We start from the raw sequence: 16,754 nt of genomic DNA, 5'->3' as shown, positions 1-16,754 counted from the left end.
CTGACCGCTCAGACCTGCTCGCGCGCCTCGACGGCAGCGACCACTCGGGCAATGGCCTCCTCGACGGGCACGCCGTTGTCCTGGCGACCGTCGCGGTAGCGGAACGACACCGCGCCCGCGGCCACGTCGTCGGCGCCGGCGATGAGCATGAACGGCACCTTCTGCAGCTGCGCGTTGCGGATCTTCTTCTGCATCCGGTCGTCGGAGTCGTCGACCTCGACCCGCAGCCCCTGCGCGCGCATCCGCTTCGCGACGTCGTAGAGGTAGTCGGCGAAGGTGTCGGCGACCGGGATCGCCTGCACCTGGACCGGCGCGAGCCAGGGCGGGAAGGCGCCGGCGTAGTGCTCGACGAGCACGCCGAAGAACCGCTCGAGGGAGCCGAACTTCGCCGAGTGGATCATCACCGGCTGGTGCTTCTGCCCGTCGGCGCCGTTGTACTCCAGCTCGAAGCCCTTGGGCTGGTTGAAGTCGTACTGGATGGTCGACATCTGCCAGGTGCGACCGATCGCGTCCCGGGCCTGCACCGAGATCTTGGGGCCGTAGAACGCTGCCCCGCCCGGGTCGGGCACGAGCTCGAGCCCCGAGGCGACCGCGACGTCCTCGAGCACCTTCGTGGCGACCTCCCAGTCCTCGTCGGAGCCGACGAACTTGTCGGGCTTGGAGTCGTCGCGGGTCGAGAGCTCGAGGTAGAAGTCGTCGATCCCGAAGTCGCGCAGCAGCCCGAGCACGAAGTCGAGCAGGTGCTGGATCTCGCCGGGCGCCTGCTCGGGGGTGACGTAGGAGTGGGAGTCGTCCTGGGTCAGGCCACGCACGCGGGTGAGGCCGTGGACGACGCCGGACTTCTCGTAGCGGTAGACGGAGCCGAACTCGAACAGCCGCAGCGGGAGCTCGCGGTAGGAACGGCCCCGGGAGCGGTAGATCAGATTGTGCATGGGGCAGTTCATCGGCTTGATCATGTAGTTCGAGCCCTCGAACTCCATGGGCGGGAACATCGTGTCGGCGTAGTAGGGCAGGTGGCCCGAGGTGTAGAAGAGCTGGTCCTTGGTGATGTGCGGGGTGCCGACGTAGGAGAAGCCCTCCTCGATGTGGCGCTGGCGGACGTAGTCCTCCATGACCCGCTTGATCACCCCGCCCTTGGGGTGGAAGACCGCGAGGCCCGAGCCGATCTCGTCGGGGAAGCTGAACAGGTCGAGGTCGCGCCCGAGCTTGCGGTGGTCGCGGCGCTCGGCCTCCTCGAGCCGGTGCAGGTGCTCCTCGAGCGCTTCCTTCGACTCCCACGCGGTGCCGTAGATGCGCTGCAGCTGCTTGTTCTTCTCGTCGCCACGCCAGTACGCCGCCGCGCTGCGCATCAGCTTGAACGCCGGGATGCGCTTGGTGGTGGGCAGGTGGGGGCCGCGGCACAGGTCGCTCCACGCGACGTCGCCGTTGCGGCGCACGTTGTCGTAGATCGTGAGCTCACCGGCGCCGACCTCGACGCTGGCCCCCTCTGCGGCGTCCTCGCCCTTGCCTGACCCCTTCAGCCCGATCAGCTCGACCTTGTAGGGCTCGTCGGCCAGCTCGGAGAGCGCGTCGTGGTCGGTGGTGACGCGGCGCTCGAAGCGCTGCCCCTCCTTGATGATCTTGCGCATCGCCGTCTCGATCTTGGCGAGGTCCTCGGGGACGAACGGCGTCTCGACGTCGAAGTCGTAGTAGAAGCCGTCGCGCACCGGCGGGCCGATGCCGAGCTTGGCCTCCGGGAACAGCTGCTGCACGGCCTGGGCCATGACGTGCGCGGTGGAGTGGCGCAGGATGTCGTGGCCGTCGGGGCTGTCGATGACGACGCCCTCGACCTCGTCGCCGTCGCGCAGCTCGTAGGAGAGGTCCTTCAGCTCGCCGTTGACCCGGGCGGCGATCACGTCGGCGTCGTCGCGGAACGGCTCCCAGGCCTTGGTGCCCGTGGTGACCTGCCGCTCCTCACGCTCACCGGCGTGGACGAGGGCGATCTTCAGGTCGGACACGTGAGGGCCTTTCGCAGGAGCGGAGCTGACCCCCTGATGCTAACGACGCCCGCCGACGCCCCGCGCCCGCATTCCTCGGGGACGGTTGCACCCACCGCCGCTGGTCGAGGGAGTCGCGCTGGCGACTGTCTCGAAACCACCCACCACCGACAGTGGTTTCGAGACGGCGCTAGCGCGCCTCCGCAACCAGCGGCGGTCGGCTACCGCTGGGCTCTCGGCCCTGAACGGGCGTCCGGGCAACCGTCCCAGAGACCCGACGACCGGGCCGCAGCCGCCGACACGAGCCGAGGCCCCGGGGTGGTCGACCCCGGGGCCTGGACCCGCCGTACGCCGCCGGTGCAGCTCAGCCCAGCGACGTGCGGTCGTTCTTGCGCGGCGGCGCCGACTTCACGTCGGAGGGGTCGGAGCCGAGCCGGATCTCCAGGCCGTCGTTGACTCCCCCGCCGTCGGTGTCCCAGTTGAGCGGGTCGGTGCGCCGCTTGCCGTAGCGCTTGTTCTTCGTGCCCGTGACCTCGAACCGGTCACCGAGCTTGTCCCCGTCGGTGTCGGCCTTCGTCGGATCACTGAAGAGCCGCCTGAGGACGTAGCTGCCGCCCTTGGCGCGCACGACCTGCTTCTTGATCCTGACCCCCTTCAGCTCGGTGCTGTCGGAGAGACCGTCGCCGTCGGTGTCGGCCGCGCAGGGGTCGGTGCGGACCAGGCCGATGGGCTTCTTCCCCTGCTTCGTGCGCACCTTCTTCTTCACGACGATCCCGGAGCGCTCCACGCCGTCGCGCAGGGTGTCGCCGTCCGTGTCCGCGCGCAGGGGGTCGGTGCGACAGCTCGACCCGGCGACGCCGTTGACCTCGGCCGCGTCGCTCAGCCCGTCGCCGTCGGTGTCCGCCCGCAGCGGGTCGGTGCCGAGCTGGGCCTCGCGGGCGTCGTCGAGGCCGTCGCCGTCGGTGTCGCGCGGACCGGTCGGGTCCGGGTCGGGACCCGGACCAGGCCCGGGGCCCGCGTTGGCGGCGTCGTCGGTCGGGTCGAGCGGGTCGGTGCCGCGGGCGACCTCCGCGCCGTCGTTCACGCCTCCGCGGTCGGTGTCGGCGACCCGCGGGTCGGTGCGGTGGGTGTTGACCTCGAGGCCGTCGCGCAGGCCGTCGCCGTCGGTGTCGACGCTGAGCGGGTTCGTCCCCAGGGTGTCGACCTCGCGGCCGTCGCCGAGGCCGTCGCCGTCGGAGTCGGGCCGCAGCGGGTCGGTGAGGGTCGTGTTGACCTCGCGCCCGTCGCGGAGACCGTCGGAGTCGGTGTCGGCCACACGCGGGTTGGTGCCGGCCGTGCGCACCTCGGTGGAGTCGCTCAACGTGTCGGCGTCGGTGTCGGCCAGCAGCGGGTCGGTGAGGTAGGTCTTGACCTCCGGCCCGTCCAGCAGCCCGTCGTCGTCGGAGTCGGGGTCGTTGGGGTTCGTGCCGGCCGTGGCCTCCTCGGCGTTGGTGAGCCCGTCGCCGTCCGGGTCGTTCGGCGGCGCCGGGACGTCGTCGGACGGGTCGAGCGGGTCAGTGCCCCGGCCGACCTCGGTGCCGTCGGGCACCGTGCCGCCGTCGGTGTCGGCGCGGGTCGGGCTGGTGCGGTAGGTCAGCACCTCGGTGCCGTCGCCGAGCCCGTCGCCGTCGGTGTCGGTGGAGCGGGGGTTCGATCCGTAGGCGTTGACCTCGACGCCGTCGGACAAGCCGTCGCCGTCGGTGTCGGCGACCAGCGGGTCGCTGGTGACCGGGCCGTCGACCTCGGCGCCGTCCGTGCGGCCGTCGCCGTCAGTGTCCGGCTTGGTCGGGTCGGTGCGGTGGGTCTTGACCTCCGGACCGTCGCGCAGCCCGTCGCCGTCGGTGTCGGGGTTCATCGGGTTGGTGCCGTACTGCGCCTCCTCACGGTCGGTGAGGCCGTCACCGTCGCTGTCGGCGTTGGGGTCGGAGCAGTCGACGCCCCCGCTGGGCGCATGGGCGACGACGCTCATCGGGGCGGTGCCGAGCACCACCGAGGCGACCTGGGCGTCGAGCGGTCCCGTGACGTCGAGCGCCACGCGCAGCAGGTCGTCGACGTTCGCCGACCCGATCGCACCGCTGGAGGTGTCGGTCGGGTTGAACGCCGTCACTCGGAGCGAGATGTTCAGCAGCGGGTTGCTGGGCAGCACGACCGGGACGCTCACGGGCTGACCGTTGAGCGGGACCGGGGTCACCGTCGAGCCGACGGTGACGGTGATGGTCGGCTGGTCCGCGAACGCCGCGGTGCCCGTCGTACCGTCCGAGGTGGCCTCGAGCACGACCGGCGAGGCGACCTTCACGACGGCCGCACCGCCGAGCAGCGAGATGTCGCCGACGGTCGTCTGCACGGTCGACTCGACGGAGGCGCGTCCACCGGCGCCGTCGACGAGCGAGGTCTGCGTGAAGACCTGGGAGGCGGCGACGCGGGCGATGTACGGCGGCGGGGGCAGCCCGGGCAGGGCCGGGAGCGCGTCGAGGACGTTGGCCCCGGCGAGGGTGGTGGTCGAGCGCGACAGCACCCGCGCGCCGTTCATCGCGGGGACGCACGTCGCGGTGGCGGAGGGCGCGAACGCCGCGACCCGGCCGGTGAGGGCACCGAGTCCCACCAGCGGGTTGGACGGCACGGTGAGCCCCCGGTAGGGGTCGGGTTGCCTCGGGTCCGTGCTCGGCGGCGCTGCGGCGCGCAGCGTGTCGACGGCGAGCTGGGTGCCACCGAGGGCGAGGTCGAGGTTGGCCGACGCGGCCGTCGCCTGCTCGGTGGCGTCACTGTCGGCCGTGCTCTGGGAGTGGGCGACCTTGAGCCGGGTGATCGACTGGCCGAGGGCGCTGACCGACGCCAGGTCGACGACGTCTCCGTGGGCCGAGGCCTCGAACGTGCCGGGCGCGGCCGCCGCGGAGGCGGCCGGGGTGGTGAGGGTGGCGACCCCGGACGAGACCACGAGGGCGGCCGCCAGGGCGGGTGGGATCAGCAGAGCCGAGCGCTTGCGCATGGGGAGGGTCCTTCCGGTGAGCTGCACGGAGCACGCCGGACCCGTGGCCCCCCTCCCCAGAAGAACCACCGGCGTACGAACCCGGCGCGCAAAGTCAAACTTGGCAAAAGAAGTCGCGGGTCGGACCCGATCGCTCCCGGACCACCCGTTCGGGCGAGGTGCGCGGTCCAGACAGGTTGATCTTGACGTGATGGTCCGGGGCGGTAGTCACCGACGTTCGGTCGTTACTCACCGACGTTCCGGGGGCCTGAGACACCTCTCAGGGGTGCCGAACGTCGGTGAGTACCGGACGGGATCGACACGGGAGCTGCGCAAGGTCGAGGCGGAGAGCTCGAGAAAGGGCTACGACGATGGCGTCGGTCGGGAGCGGGGGGTGGGCGATACTGGGTTCGAACCAGTGACCTCTTCGGTGTGAACGAAGCGCGCTACCACTGCGCCAATCGCCCCTGCTGCGGTCAGTGAGACTAGCCCATCACCGCAGGTCCTCCAGCATCGAGGCCTCCCTCGACGCCCAGACCTCCTGCGCGGCCCGGGTGACGGGGCCGGGGACCGGCAGCTCGACGACCGCGCCGGCGTCGTCCCAGGCGCCCACGGGCTGCACGTCACGGGTCGTCGAGGCCAGGAACACCTCGCTGGCGTCGCGCACCACCGACACCGGCTCGTCGACCTCGCGGGCCCCGCACCACTCGAGCACCAGGGCCCGCGTGACGCCGGCGAGGCAGCCCGAGGCGAGGGTCGGCGTCCGCAGCTCGCCGTCGACGACGTAGAAGACGTTGGAGCCCGTCCCCTCGCACAGGTGCCCGGCGAGATTGGCGAAGACCGCCTCCCCCGCTCCCCGCCGCGCGGCCTCGGCGAGCGCGACGACGTTCTCGGCGTACGACGTGGTCTTGAGTCCCGCGAGCGCACCCCGCTCGTTGCGCGGCCACGGCACGGTCGCGACCCGCGTCGAGACGGCGGCCGGCGGGAGCGGACCGCCCACCACGACGAGCGTCGGCGCGACCTCCTCACCGCCGGCGCGACCCGACCCCATCGGCGCCGGACCTCCGGTCCAGGTGATCCGCACCCGGCTCAGCGGCTCCGTCTCGGGGTCGACGTCGGCCAGCACCGCACGTACGCCGGCCCGCACCTCGTGGAGGTCGGGCGCCGGGAGCCCGAGCCCGGACGCGCTCGAGGTCAGGCGCTGCAGGTGCCGCTCGAGGGCGAACGGCCGACCGCCGACGGCCTTGACCGCCTCGAAGACGCCGTCGCCCACGGTGAACCCGTGGTCGCTCACCCGCACCGCCGGCTCGTCGACCGAGGACAGCTCCGACCCGTTCACCCACGCGCGCACACGGTCATTCAACACGCCGTTCGACCGTTGCCTGGGCGGCGCTCCGAGGCCCCGCCGACACGCGCCCGACACCCGAAGAACACACGGCGAACACGCGAGAGACCCCCTCGGTTTTCACCTCGCGGACCCCATCCGCTACTGTTCTCAACGCAGTCAGGGACGCCCCCCGGGGCCGAACTGGTGCAGGCGGACGTAGCTCAGTTGGTAGAGCGCAACCTTGCCAAGGTTGAGGTCGCGAGTTCGAGCCTCGTCGTCCGCTCGGAGTGGGTCTCGGCAGACCCGTTCATGGTGGGTTGGCCGAGAGGCGAGGCAACGGACTGCAAATCCGTGTACACGGGTTCAAATCCCGTACCCACCTCGTCTCACACAACTCCACACGGGCGATTGGCGCAGTGGTAGCGCGCTTCCTTGACACGGAAGAGGTCACTGGTTCAAACCCAGTATCGCCCACCAGCACCACCGCAGGTCAGAGGCCGGATCCCGATCAGGGAGCCGGCCTCGTGGCATTTGCGGGCAGATCGCACCCGGGCGCACTGGGGAGGCACCGCACCTGCCGCTGTTCGAACAGGTGTTCTAATCTCGGTCCATGACCGGCGCCGGCCACAGCCACCCCCAGCGCCACCCCGGAGACGGGTGGCTCCCCCGCGCCGAGCACGTGTGGATCAACCACGTCTCCGGGCTCACCGAGGCCCACCTGCCCGGCCTCCTGCTGGCCTGGCGGCGCCACCCGGCACGGCCGGCCGAGTGGCAGGGCTGGGTGATCTACGCCGAGCTCGGGTCGGCAGCGGGCGGAGGCGGACCGTTCATCCGCCAGTCGTGGGTCGAGGCGACCGGCATCCAGCCACGGGGCTGACGAGGGCCCGGTCGCCTCTGCCACAGTGACGCTGTGGACGACCAGGGTGCGGGTCGGCCGGCGTGGCCGGCCTGGGTGTACGGCGGGGGCCAGGACCCCGACGTGCGGTTCAGCCTCGCCAACGAGCGGACGTTCCTGGCCTGGGTGCGCACGTCGATGGCGCTGCTCGCCGGCGGGGTCGCGCTGGACGCCGTCGACCTCGACGGGCCGCGCGGGCTGCAGACGCTGCTCGCCGTCGTGCTCGTGCTCCTCGGGCTCGGCGGGGCCGCGGTCGCGTGGGTGCGGTGGGCGATGACGCAGCGGGCGATGCGACGGCGTGAGCCGCTGCCCGGCACTCGCGCGCTAGCGGTGTTCGCGCTGGTGCTCATCGTCGTCGCCGCCGGGCTCGTGGTGCTCGTGCTGTGACGCCACCGGCTCAGCCTCCGCTGGACGACCAGGTCGAGCGCACGCAGCTCGCGTGGCGGCGCACGGCGCTGTCCTACGTCGCGGTCGCGCTGCTCGTCGCGCACCTGTCGACCGGCGACGACCGGGTGGCGCTGCTGGTGGTGCTCGCCTCGGTCGCCGCGGTGCTGGGGTTCGTGTGGTTGAGCCCGGCCAAGCTGGTGGCACTGGACGGGGCGGTCATGGTCGCCGGGGTGGCTGTGCTCGCAGTCGTGGCGCTGGTGGGGCTGCGGTGAGTGGTTTCGAGACAGGACTTCGTTCTTCCTCAACCACCGGGTCGGCAGCATTTCGTCCTTCCTCAACCACCGGGTCGGCAGCACCTCGTCCTTCCTCAACCACCGGGTCGGCAGCACTTCGTCCTTCCTCGACCACCGGGTCGGCAGCACGTCGTCCTTCCTCAACCACCGGGTCGGCAGCACGTCGTCCTTCCTCGACCACCGGTCGCACCGGAGCGCGCGGCGATCGGCAACGCCTGTCACCGAGGTCGTTGACACCCCCACCCTGACGACCCAGGGTGGTCGAACCTGGGTAAGGGGTTGGGATGAGTAAGCAGCTCAAGGGCGTCGACCCCGCGGTGTTCTGGGGATCGGCCGCTCTGATCGCGGTGTTCGTGGTGTGGGGTCTGGTCGGCCCGGCGAGCCTCGGGTCGGTGATGGCCACATCGCTGAACTGGGTGATCGGCAACTTCGGCTGGGCCTTCGTGCTGATCGCCTTCGCTGCGCTGGTGTTCTGCCTCTTCCTCGTCGTCTCGCCGTACGGCGGCCTGCGGCTCGGTCCCGACGACTCGCGACCGCAGTTCTCGACGTTCTCGTGGGTCTCGATGATGTTCGCGGCCGGACTCGGCGCGGGACTGCTCTTCTACGGCGTCGCCGAGCCCGTCACCCACTGGTCCGCTCCCCCGCACGGCCTGGCCGAGCCGCGCTCGGAGGAGGCGGCGCTGGTCGCGCTGCGCTACACCTACTTCCACTGGGGCTTCAACGGCTGGGCGATGTACGCGATCCTCGGCGGGGCGATGGCCTACTTCTCGTTCCGGCGCAACCTGCCGGTGCAGGTCTCCGCAGTGTTCACCCCCGTGCTCGGGCCGAACGCCATGCAGCGCCCGATCGGCCGGCTCATCGACGCGCTCGCGATCGTGGCGACCCTCTTCGGGACCGCCACGGCACTCGGGCTCAACGGACTGCAGCTCAACAGCGGCCTCGACTACCTCTTCGACGTGCCCAAGTCGAACGCCGTCGCCGTGGTCATCATCGTCGTCGTCACGGCGCTCTTCATCCTGTCCGCGACCTCGGGGGTCGAGCGGGGCATCAACTTCCTGGCCAACCTCGGCTCGTTCGCGACGATCGCGCTCTTCGCCTTCTTCCTCGTGGTCGGCGGCTCCACGGTGCTGGTCATCAGCCAGGGCATCGAGTCGATCGGCAACTACGTCATCCAGGTCATCCCGATGTCGCTGCAGACCGGCGTGGGCGACGAGAAGTGGATGGCCAGCTGGACGATCTTCTACTGGGCGTGGTGGATCTCGTGGGCGCCCTTCGTCGGCATGTTCGTCGCGCGGATCTCGCGCGGGCGCACGATCCGCGAGTTCGTCATCGGCGTCGTCGCGGCGCCGACCGGTTTCGGGTTCCTGTGGTTCGCCGTGACCGGCGGCGTCGGCATCGAGCTGCAGCGCTCCGGTGCCGCTGACATCGTCGGCTCGCTGGCCACGCCCGAGCTGTCGCTCTTCACCGCGCTCGATGCGCTCCCGTTCCCGGTCGTGAGTTCCGCGCTCTGCGTCGTGCTCATCGCGCTGTTCTTCATCTCGGGCGCCGACGCCGCGGCGATCGTCATGGCGACGATGGCCTCGCGCGGCTCGCTGGAGCCGTCGAAGGTCGTCGTGGTCGTGCTGGGTGTGCTCATGGGCGGCATCGCCTGCGCGATGCTCCTCGTCGGCGGCCTCACCGCCCTGCAGCAGGCGGCCGTGCTGGGGTCCGTGCCGTTCACGTTCGTGCTGATCGGCGTCGCCTGGTGCTGGCTCAAGGCGATGCGGGAGGACACGCGGGCCGAGCACCACTCGCCCACCAGCGGTGAGCGCATCATCAAGGAGCAGGTCGAGGCCGGCGCCGAGGCCGAGCGGTGAGGCGTCGTACGACGCTGGCGGGCGCGGCTGCGATCGCCGCGGTGCTCCTCGGCGCCTGCGGCGAGCCCAACGACGAGACCGGGGCCTCCCAGCAGCCGCAGGGCGCGGCGCTGCGGGTCACGCTCGGCACCCAGGAGTTCCCCGAGGCGCGGGTGCTCGGCGAGCTGTGGCGCCAGGCGCTGGCCGTCAACGGCTACGCCGTCGACCTGCGCAAGGGCGTCGGCCCGGCCGAGGAGCTCGACCAAGAGCTGCAGGACGGCACGATCGACGGCTACGTCGCCTACACCGGCACGGTGCTCTCGGTGGTCGCCGGCCAGGAGGTCAGCGGTCTCGACCCCGAGGCGACGTACGCCGCGGCGGAGGAGTTCTACGCCGGCCAGGACATGGTGATGAGCGAGATGACGCCGTTCCAGAACAAGGACGCCGTCGCCACCACCACGACCTTCGCCGACGACAACGACCTCACCGAGATCGGCGACCTCGCGGGCGTCGAGGGGCTGAGGTTCGGTGGACGGCCGGAGTTCGAGGACCTCACGCTGGGCCTCGCAGGACTGAGCGACGTCTACGGCCTCACCGACGTCGACTTCCTGCCGCTCGATCTCGGCACGCAGTACGCCGCGCTCGACTCCGGCGAGGCCCAGGCCGTTGACGCCTTCACCACCGACCCGCAGCTCGACGGCGGCGACTACCGCATCCTGGACGACCCGGAGCTGCTGTTCGGCTCGCAGAACGTCGTCATGGTCGTCGGTGCCGACGACCTCGAGCGGGTCGACGCGACGGCGTTCATGGACGTCGTCAACGCCGTCAACGCCACCCTCGACGAGCAGACGATGGTCCGGCTCAACGCCGAGGTGCTCGAGGGCACCAGCGACGAGACCGTCGCCCGTGAGTTCCTGCGCAGCCGCGGGCTCGACCGTCCGCTGCGCTCGTGACCGCCCCCACCCCCGACCCGTCGATGGAGCCACCCGTGCCGGACCGCCGCAACCCCTTCGAGGGCGTCACCGACTTCTTCAGCGAGATGGCGCGCATGCGCACCGTCGGTCTGCACGGTCGGGGCGAGGCCGACACCGGGGAGCGCACCCACGCCTCGGCGTGGGTGCCGGCCACCGACATCCTCGCCCGCGGCGAGGATCTCGTCATCCGCGTCGAGCTCGCCGGCGTCGACCCCGATGACGTCGAGCTCGGCTTCAGCCACGGGGTGCTCACGATCTCCGGCACCCGCCGCTCCGGCGACGACGCCGACGCGGAGTTCCTCATCCACGAGCGCTTCTACGGCGAGTTCCGCCGCGTCATCACGCTGCCCGAGGGCACCCGCGCCGAGCAGATCGAGGCGGCGTTCGACGACGGCCTGGTCGAGATCACCGTGCGTGACGGCGTCTCCCCCACCGACCGCACCCGGATCAGCCTCACCGACCGCTCGGGCGCGGCCACCACGCGCCGGCTCGGCTGACCGGCTCCCGAGAGTGGTTTCGAGACAGGCCTAGCGGCCTTCCTCAACCGCCGGCACGCCGGTTGAGGAGGTCGTGCAACGACCGTCTCGAAACCACGTCCGCCCACCTACTGGTGCGTGTAGTGCGCCCGGGCGCGCAGCTCCTCCGAGGGCGGCTCGCCGACGGGGCCGAGGTCGAAGCGGACGCGGTGGATGAGCCCCTGGAACTCGTTGTGCACGGGGCGGTAGTCGTCGACGACCGGGCTGCCGCGGTCGACGCCGACGTTGAAGGTCTCGTCGAAGGCGAAGTAGTAGGCCGTCGTCACCGGAATGCGACCCGACCCGATCGTCTCGCCGTCCACCTCGAGCGCCACCGAGGCGCCGCTGCCGGGCGGGCCGCCGTCGTAGTCGAAGCGCACGACGAGGTCGTGGCGACCGGGCTCGAGCGGGCCCGACGCGCGTACGACGGTGAGGTCGCGGCCCACGAAGTTGTAGGCGTAGGTCGGCACGCCGCCGACGAGGTAGAGCGACCAGCCGCCGAAGCGCCCGCCCTGGGCGACGACGACGCCGTCGGTGCCGGTGACGACCTCGAGGTCGGCGGTCACGACGTGGGAGCGGTTCTTGACGTTGGGTGCCGCCTCCTCGGTGAGCCGACCGACCCGGGGGCCGAAGCTCATCGAGGTACGTCCGACGTGGAGGTCGAGACGGCCCGCGACCTCGGGGTTCTCGCGCTCGGTGACGCGGTCGTCGAGCGGCAGCACCTTGTAGCGCGCCGCCTCGACCTCGAAGCGCGCACGCAGGGCGCGCAGCCGCTCGGGGTGCTGCTCGGCGAGGTCGCGCGCCTGCGTCCAGTCGGTGTCGAGGTCGTAGAGCTCCCAGACGTCGTCCTCGAAGGGCCGGCTCGAGTCGACCATCTCCCACGGCACCCCGTGCCGGGTGCCGGCCAGCCACCCCTCGTGGTAGACGCCGCGGTTGCCGATCATCTCGAAGTACTGCGTCGTGCGGCGGTCGGCCGCGCCCGCGTCGTCGAAGGTGTAGCGCAGGCTCGTGCCCTCGATCGGCTGCTGCGGCGTGCCGTCGACGCTCACCGGCTCGGGCAGTCCGGTCGCCTCGAGGATCGTCGGCAGCACGTCGATGACGTGGTGCCACTGGTGGCGGATCTCGCCTCGCGCCTCGATGCCGTTGCCCCAGCGCACCACCATGCCGTCGCGGGTGCCGCCCAGGTGGGAGGCGATCTGCTTGGTCCAGGGGTAGGGCGTGTTCATCGCCAGCGCCCAGCCCACGGGATAGATCGGGTACGTCGTGGGGTCGCCCAGGGAGTCGAGCCGCGCCGCCATGTCCGCGGTGTCGTCCTGGATGCCGTGGCCGACGAGGTGCTCGCGCATGGTCCCGCGGGGTCCGCCCTCGCCGGAGGCGCCGTTGTCGCCGAGCAGGTAGAAGATCAGCGTGTCGTCGAGGACGCCGAGCTCCTCCAGCGCGTCGACGAACCGGCCGACCTGGACGTCGGCGTGCTCGGCGAAGCCGGCGTAGGTCTCCATGAACCGTGCCGCGACGCGTCGCTCGGTCTCGTCGAGCTCGTCCCAGTGCGGGACGCCCTCGGCCCACGGCGCGAGCTCGGCGTCCTCGGGCACGATGCCGAGCTCCTTCTGCCGGGCCAGGGTCGCCTCGCGCTGGGCGTCCCAGCCGGCGTCGAAGCGGCCGGCGTACTTCTCGCGCCACTCCGGCGCCACGTGGAACGGCGCGTGCGTGGCCCCGAGGGCCAGGTAGGTGAAGAACGGCCGGTCCGGCGTGATCGCCTGCTGGTTGGTCACCCAGTCGATCGCCCGGTCGACCAGGTCCTCGGTGAGGTGGTAGCCCTCCTCGGGGAGCTTGGCGGGCTCGATCGGGTGCCGGCCCTGGTAGAGCTGGGGGTACCAGTGGTTCATCTCGGCGCCCATGAAGCCGTAGAAGAAGTCGAACCCCTCCCCGATCGGCCAGCGGTGGAACGGGCCCGCGGTGCTGACCTCGACCGGCGGCGTCTGGTGCCACTTGCCGAAGGCCGCGGTGCTGTAGCCGTTGCCGCCCAGGATCTGGCCGACGGTGCCGGCGCTGGCCGGGCGGTAGCCGTGGTAGCCGGGCTCGGGGGTCGACATCTCGCTCGTCACGCCCATGCCCACCGAGTGGTGGTTGCGCCCGGTCAGCAGCGCCTGCCGCGTCGGCGAGCACAGCGAGGTGACGTGGAAGCGGCTGTAGCGCAGCCCGTCGTCCGACAGGCGCTCGGCCGTCGGCATCTCGCACGGGCCGCCGTACGCCGAGGACGCGCCGAAGCCCATGTCGTCGACCAGGATGACGACCACGTGCGGCGCCCCCTCGGGCGCCGCGACGGGGGCGATGGGCCGCTGCGTGGTGTCGACGTCGAGGGGCAGCCGGGAGCGGTCGCGACCGCCCCTGTTCGGTGTCAGGTCGGGCACGGCTCAGCTGCTCCCCTCGGTGAGGTCGCGGCCCGGTGCCGCGCTGACGACAGCGTGGGCCTTTCGGTGCGTCTCGCGCAACGCGACGCGCGGGGCGAGACGCGAGGCCTGCGAGGGGTGGGCTCAGACCAGCTCGAGGACCGAGAGCGCCTCGGGGAGCGCCTCGAAGACGTCGATCAGGCCGGGCAGCGCGACCATGTCGATCACCCGGCGGGCCTGGCCCGGCGGGCAGACGATGGCGAAGCGGCGACCGTCGGCGCCCGAGCGGCGCCGGGCCGCGATCAGCACCCCGATCGCGGTCGAGTCGAGGAACTCCACCGCCGTCAGGTCCACGACCAGGCTGGGCTGGACGCACACCTCTGGGTCGGTCACGACCGCGCGCAGCTTGGGCGAGGTGGCCACGTCGATCTCCCCGCGGACCGCGACCACGTCGACGCCGCCGTGGCGGCTCAGCGAGACCTCGAATCCGTCGCTGGTCCAGGTCTCGGTCGGGCTGGTCAATGGGTCCTCGGCAGACGCGGGTCGGATGTGGCCACTCGAGCGTACGCCGCGCGGCGCGCTCGCGCGGGCGAACGGCGCAGCTGTGGAACTCCTGTCAGCGCCCGTCCGTTGGTCCCGCACGTGAGGTCATCACGCAGACGAGCGCGCCGTCGCGACGCTCCCCCTCGAAGTACGCGCCCTCCTGAACCCGACCCGCCGGCCGGCGGGGTAACGGTGAGCAGGAGGTGGGGCACGTGAACGAGTGGGTGATGGTCGGGATCGGACTGGTCCTGACCGTGGGGACGGGGCTGTTCGTGGCCTCGGAGTTCGCGCTGGTCAACCTCGACCGGCACGACCTTGAGGGCCGTCGCGACCGCGGCGAGAAGCGGCTCGGCCCGACGATCGGCGCGCTGCGGATCACCTCGACGCACCTGTCGAGCGCACAGCTCGGCATCACGCTGACGACGCTGCTCACGGGCTACACGTTCGAGCCGGCGGTCAGCTCGCTGCTGGAGACGCCGCTCGCGGGTCTCGGGCTCGAGGGCGGGGCCGGGCGAGCCGTAGGCGGCGTCGTGGGCGTGCTGCTCGCGACGCTGTTCTCGATGATCATCGGCGAGCTGGTGCCGAAGAACTTCGCGCTCGCCGTCCCCCGCCAGACCGCCAAGCTGGTCGTGCCGTTCCAGGTCGGCTTCACCACCGTCTTCAAGCCGCTGGTCGTGGTGCTCAACGGCACCGCCAACCGGGTCATCCGCTCGCTGGGCATCGAGCCGCAGGAGGAGCTCAGCGGGGCTCGCTCGGCCGAGGAGCTGACCTCGCTGGTGCGGCACTCGGCCCAGGCCGGCCTCCTCGAGGCCCACGACGCCACGCTGCTCGACCGCACGCTGCGCTTCTCCTCCCTCGACGCCGAGGACGTGATGACCCCCCGCGTGCAGATGACGAGCGTCCCGGTGAGTGCCGTCGCCGCCGACGTCGTGGCGACGTCGCTGGCCAGCGGTCACTCCCGGATGCCCGTGGTCGACCAGGGCCCCGACGACGTCGTCGGCGTCGTGCACGTCAAGCAGGCCTGGGCCGTCGCTCCCGAGGCCCGGACGACCACCTCTGTGGAGACGCTGATGAGCCCGCCTGCCCGGGTCTCGGAGACCACCGGAGCCGAGACGCTGCTGACCCAGCTGCGGGCCGAGGGGCTGCAGCTGGCCGTCGTCACCGACGAGTACGGCGGCACGGCGGGCATCGTGACCCTCGAGGACCTCGTCGAGGAGATCGTGGGCGAGCTCGAGGACGAGTTCGACCGGACCCGCCCCGACGTCGTGCGCCGGGGGCGCTCGGTCGTCTTCGACGCCCAGCTGCGGCCCGACGAGGTGCTCGACCGCGCCGGTGTCGTCGTACCCGAGTCGGAGGAGTGGGACACGGTCGCCGGCTACGTGCTGGACCGTCTGGAGCGGATGCCGGAGGTCGGTGACGAGATCGACCTCGACCACGGCGTCCTGCGGGTCGAGCGGGTCGACGGCCAGCGCATCGTGCGGCTGCGCCACATCCCGGTGACCGACCCTGCCTCCGAGACCGCCTCGGAGACCGTCTCCGACGAGCACGAGGAGGCCGTCCGTGGATGAGTACGTCTGGGGCCTGGTCTGGCTCGTCGTGCTGCTGATCGGCAACGCCTTCTTCGTCGGCGCGGAGTTCGCGGTCATCTCGGCCCGCCGCTCGCAGATCGAGCCCCGCGCCGAGGCGGGCAGCCGGGCCGCGCGCACGACGCTCTACGCGATGGAGCACGCCACCTTGATGCTGGCCACGAGCCAGCTCGGCATCACCGTCTGCTCGCTGCTGATCCTCACCGTCTCGGAGCCGGCGATCCACCACCTGCTCGAGATCCCGCTCGGCGCGACCGCGATGTCACCGGAGCTGATCAGCGTGCTGGCGTTCGCCGTGGCGCTGGTGCTCGTGACCTTCCTGCACGTGGTCTTCGGCGAGATGGTGCCCAAGAACACCGCCTTCTCCGTGCCCGACCGCGCCGCGCTGGTGCTGGCTCCCCCGCTGGTGCTCGTCTCCCGGATCTTCCGCCCGGTGATCGCGGGACTCAACTGGGTCGCCAACACCGTGGTGCGCCTCGCCGGCATCGAGCCGAAGGACGAGGCCAACAGCACCTTCACCCTCGAGGAGGTCGCCGGCATCGTCGAGCAGTCGCAGCGCGAGGGGACGCTGACCGACCACTCGGGCACCCTGGCCGGCGCCTTCGAGTTCACCGACAAGCGCGTCGGCGACGAGGAGGTCCCGCTCGACGAGGTGGTCCTGCTCCCCCACGAGGCGACCCCGCGAGAGGTCCACCAGGCGGCCGCCACCCACGGCTTCTCGCGCTACGTCGTGCAGGACGGCGGCGGCGACCCGTCGGCGTACCTCCACGTCAAGGACGCGATGGACCTCGACGACGCCTTCGACGAGCCCATCCCGGCCAAGCGGCTGCGCCGTCTCGTCTCGCTCTCGCGCCGCACCGAGCTCGAGGACGCCATGCGCCGCATGCGCGAGCACGGTGACCAGATCGCCCGGGTCGTCGACGAGGACACCGGCGCCACCACGGGGCTGCTCTTCCTCGAGGACGTGCTCGAGGTGCTGGTCGGTGAGGTCCAGGACGCCACGTCGAGTCGCTGAGCGGACCCCAGGTC

At 71.6% G+C, this 16,754-nt stretch carries 13 protein-coding genes and 4 tRNA genes; 11 read left to right on the top strand and 6 right to left on the bottom strand.

Features of this window, described 5'->3' with window-relative positions; all coding sequences use genetic code 11:
• Positions 1 to 8: 8 nt before the first annotated feature.
• The 4 genes from thrS to GRQ65_RS13975 all read right to left on the bottom strand — a co-directional run bounded on the left by thrS (position 9) and on the right by GRQ65_RS13975 (position 6,331).
• On the bottom strand, positions 9 to 1,997 hold the full coding sequence (gene thrS / locus GRQ65_RS13990; RefSeq protein ID WP_160878588.1) for a threonine--tRNA ligase: 1,989 nt from the start codon (positions 1,995 to 1,997) through the stop codon (positions 9 to 11).
• A 343-nt stretch (positions 1,998 to 2,340) separates the two neighbouring features.
• Positions 2,341 to 5,001, bottom strand: a complete 2,661-nt coding sequence (locus GRQ65_RS13985) for a binary toxin-like calcium binding domain-containing protein (RefSeq protein WP_160878587.1) — start codon at positions 4,999 to 5,001, stop codon at positions 2,341 to 2,343.
• A gap of 374 nt (positions 5,002 to 5,375) precedes the next feature.
• A tRNA-Val gene (locus GRQ65_RS13980) sits at positions 5,376 to 5,447 on the bottom strand.
• 26 nt (positions 5,448 to 5,473) lie between these two features.
• The gene (locus tag GRQ65_RS13975; protein ID WP_160878586.1) at positions 5,474 to 6,331 is read right to left on the bottom strand and encodes an aminotransferase class IV; all 858 of its coding nucleotides are present in this window, start codon (positions 6,329 to 6,331) and stop codon (positions 5,474 to 5,476) included.
• A 186-nt stretch (positions 6,332 to 6,517) separates the two neighbouring features.
• On the opposite strand from GRQ65_RS13975, the gene GRQ65_RS13970 reads away from it, so the two are divergent.
• The 9 genes from GRQ65_RS13970 (at position 6,518) to GRQ65_RS13930 (ending at position 11,188) form a co-directional block, all read left to right on the top strand.
• Positions 6,518 to 6,590 (top strand) — tRNA-Gly (locus GRQ65_RS13970).
• Between the two features lie 28 nt (positions 6,591 to 6,618).
• A tRNA-Cys gene (locus GRQ65_RS13965) sits at positions 6,619 to 6,689 on the top strand.
• A 20-nt stretch (positions 6,690 to 6,709) separates the two neighbouring features.
• Positions 6,710 to 6,784, top strand: a tRNA-Val gene (locus tag GRQ65_RS13960).
• Between the two features lie 133 nt (positions 6,785 to 6,917).
• Positions 6,918 to 7,184, top strand: a complete 267-nt coding sequence (locus GRQ65_RS13955; RefSeq protein WP_160878585.1) for a hypothetical protein — start codon at positions 6,918 to 6,920, stop codon at positions 7,182 to 7,184.
• A 33-nt stretch (positions 7,185 to 7,217) separates the two neighbouring features.
• Positions 7,218 to 7,589 carry a DUF202 domain-containing protein gene (locus tag GRQ65_RS13950; protein WP_160878584.1) on the top strand — a complete coding sequence of 124 codons (372 nt, stop codon included), beginning with the start codon at positions 7,218 to 7,220 and terminating at the stop codon, positions 7,587 to 7,589.
• The gene (locus tag GRQ65_RS13945; protein ID WP_160878583.1) at positions 7,586 to 7,861 is read left to right on the top strand and encodes a DUF202 domain-containing protein; all 276 of its coding nucleotides are present in this window, start codon (positions 7,586 to 7,588) and stop codon (positions 7,859 to 7,861) included. The genes GRQ65_RS13950 and GRQ65_RS13945 overlap by 4 nt, the downstream gene beginning before the upstream one ends.
• A gap of 305 nt (positions 7,862 to 8,166) precedes the next feature.
• Complete coding sequence (locus tag GRQ65_RS13940; RefSeq protein ID WP_160878582.1) at positions 8,167 to 9,738, top strand: BCCT family transporter; 1,572 nt, start codon at positions 8,167 to 8,169, stop codon at positions 9,736 to 9,738.
• On the top strand, positions 9,735 to 10,670 hold the full coding sequence (locus tag GRQ65_RS13935; RefSeq protein WP_160878581.1) for a glycine betaine ABC transporter substrate-binding protein: 936 nt from the start codon (positions 9,735 to 9,737) through the stop codon (positions 10,668 to 10,670). The genes GRQ65_RS13940 and GRQ65_RS13935 overlap by 4 nt, the downstream gene beginning before the upstream one ends.
• Positions 10,667 to 11,188 carry an Hsp20 family protein gene (locus tag GRQ65_RS13930; RefSeq protein WP_202388097.1) on the top strand — a complete coding sequence of 174 codons (522 nt, stop codon included), beginning with the start codon at positions 10,667 to 10,669 and terminating at the stop codon, positions 11,186 to 11,188. The genes GRQ65_RS13935 and GRQ65_RS13930 overlap by 4 nt, the downstream gene beginning before the upstream one ends.
• A gap of 107 nt (positions 11,189 to 11,295) precedes the next feature.
• On the opposite strand, the gene GRQ65_RS13925 is transcribed toward GRQ65_RS13930, so the two are convergent.
• Together GRQ65_RS13925 and GRQ65_RS13920 are read right to left on the bottom strand one after the other, a co-directional pair.
• Positions 11,296 to 13,617 carry a sulfatase-like hydrolase/transferase gene (locus tag GRQ65_RS13925; RefSeq protein WP_202388096.1) on the bottom strand — a complete coding sequence of 774 codons (2,322 nt, stop codon included), beginning with the start codon at positions 13,615 to 13,617 and terminating at the stop codon, positions 11,296 to 11,298.
• A 123-nt stretch (positions 13,618 to 13,740) separates the two neighbouring features.
• Entirely contained in the window at positions 13,741 to 14,118 is a 378-nt protein-coding gene (locus GRQ65_RS13920; protein ID WP_237448263.1) for an STAS domain-containing protein, read from the bottom strand.
• A 233-nt stretch (positions 14,119 to 14,351) separates the two neighbouring features.
• Here GRQ65_RS13920 and GRQ65_RS13915 point away from each other — a divergent pair, with 233 nt between their 5' ends.
• The gene (locus GRQ65_RS13915; protein ID WP_160878580.1) at positions 14,352 to 15,707 is read left to right on the top strand and encodes a CNNM domain-containing protein; all 1,356 of its coding nucleotides are present in this window, start codon (positions 14,352 to 14,354) and stop codon (positions 15,705 to 15,707) included.
• Positions 15,700 to 16,740, top strand: a complete 1,041-nt coding sequence (locus tag GRQ65_RS13910; protein WP_160878579.1) for a CNNM domain-containing protein — start codon at positions 15,700 to 15,702, stop codon at positions 16,738 to 16,740. The genes GRQ65_RS13915 and GRQ65_RS13910 overlap by 8 nt, the downstream gene beginning before the upstream one ends.
• Positions 16,741 to 16,754: the final 14 nt, after the last annotated feature.

The sequence above is a fragment of the Nocardioides flavescens genome (assembly GCF_009823805.1).
Taxonomy (GTDB): Bacteria; Actinomycetota; Actinomycetes; order Propionibacteriales; family Nocardioidaceae; genus Nocardioides; species Nocardioides flavescens.
Note: the sequence above shows the minus strand (reverse complement) of the source record. Positions and strands in the feature narration are given on the sequence as shown.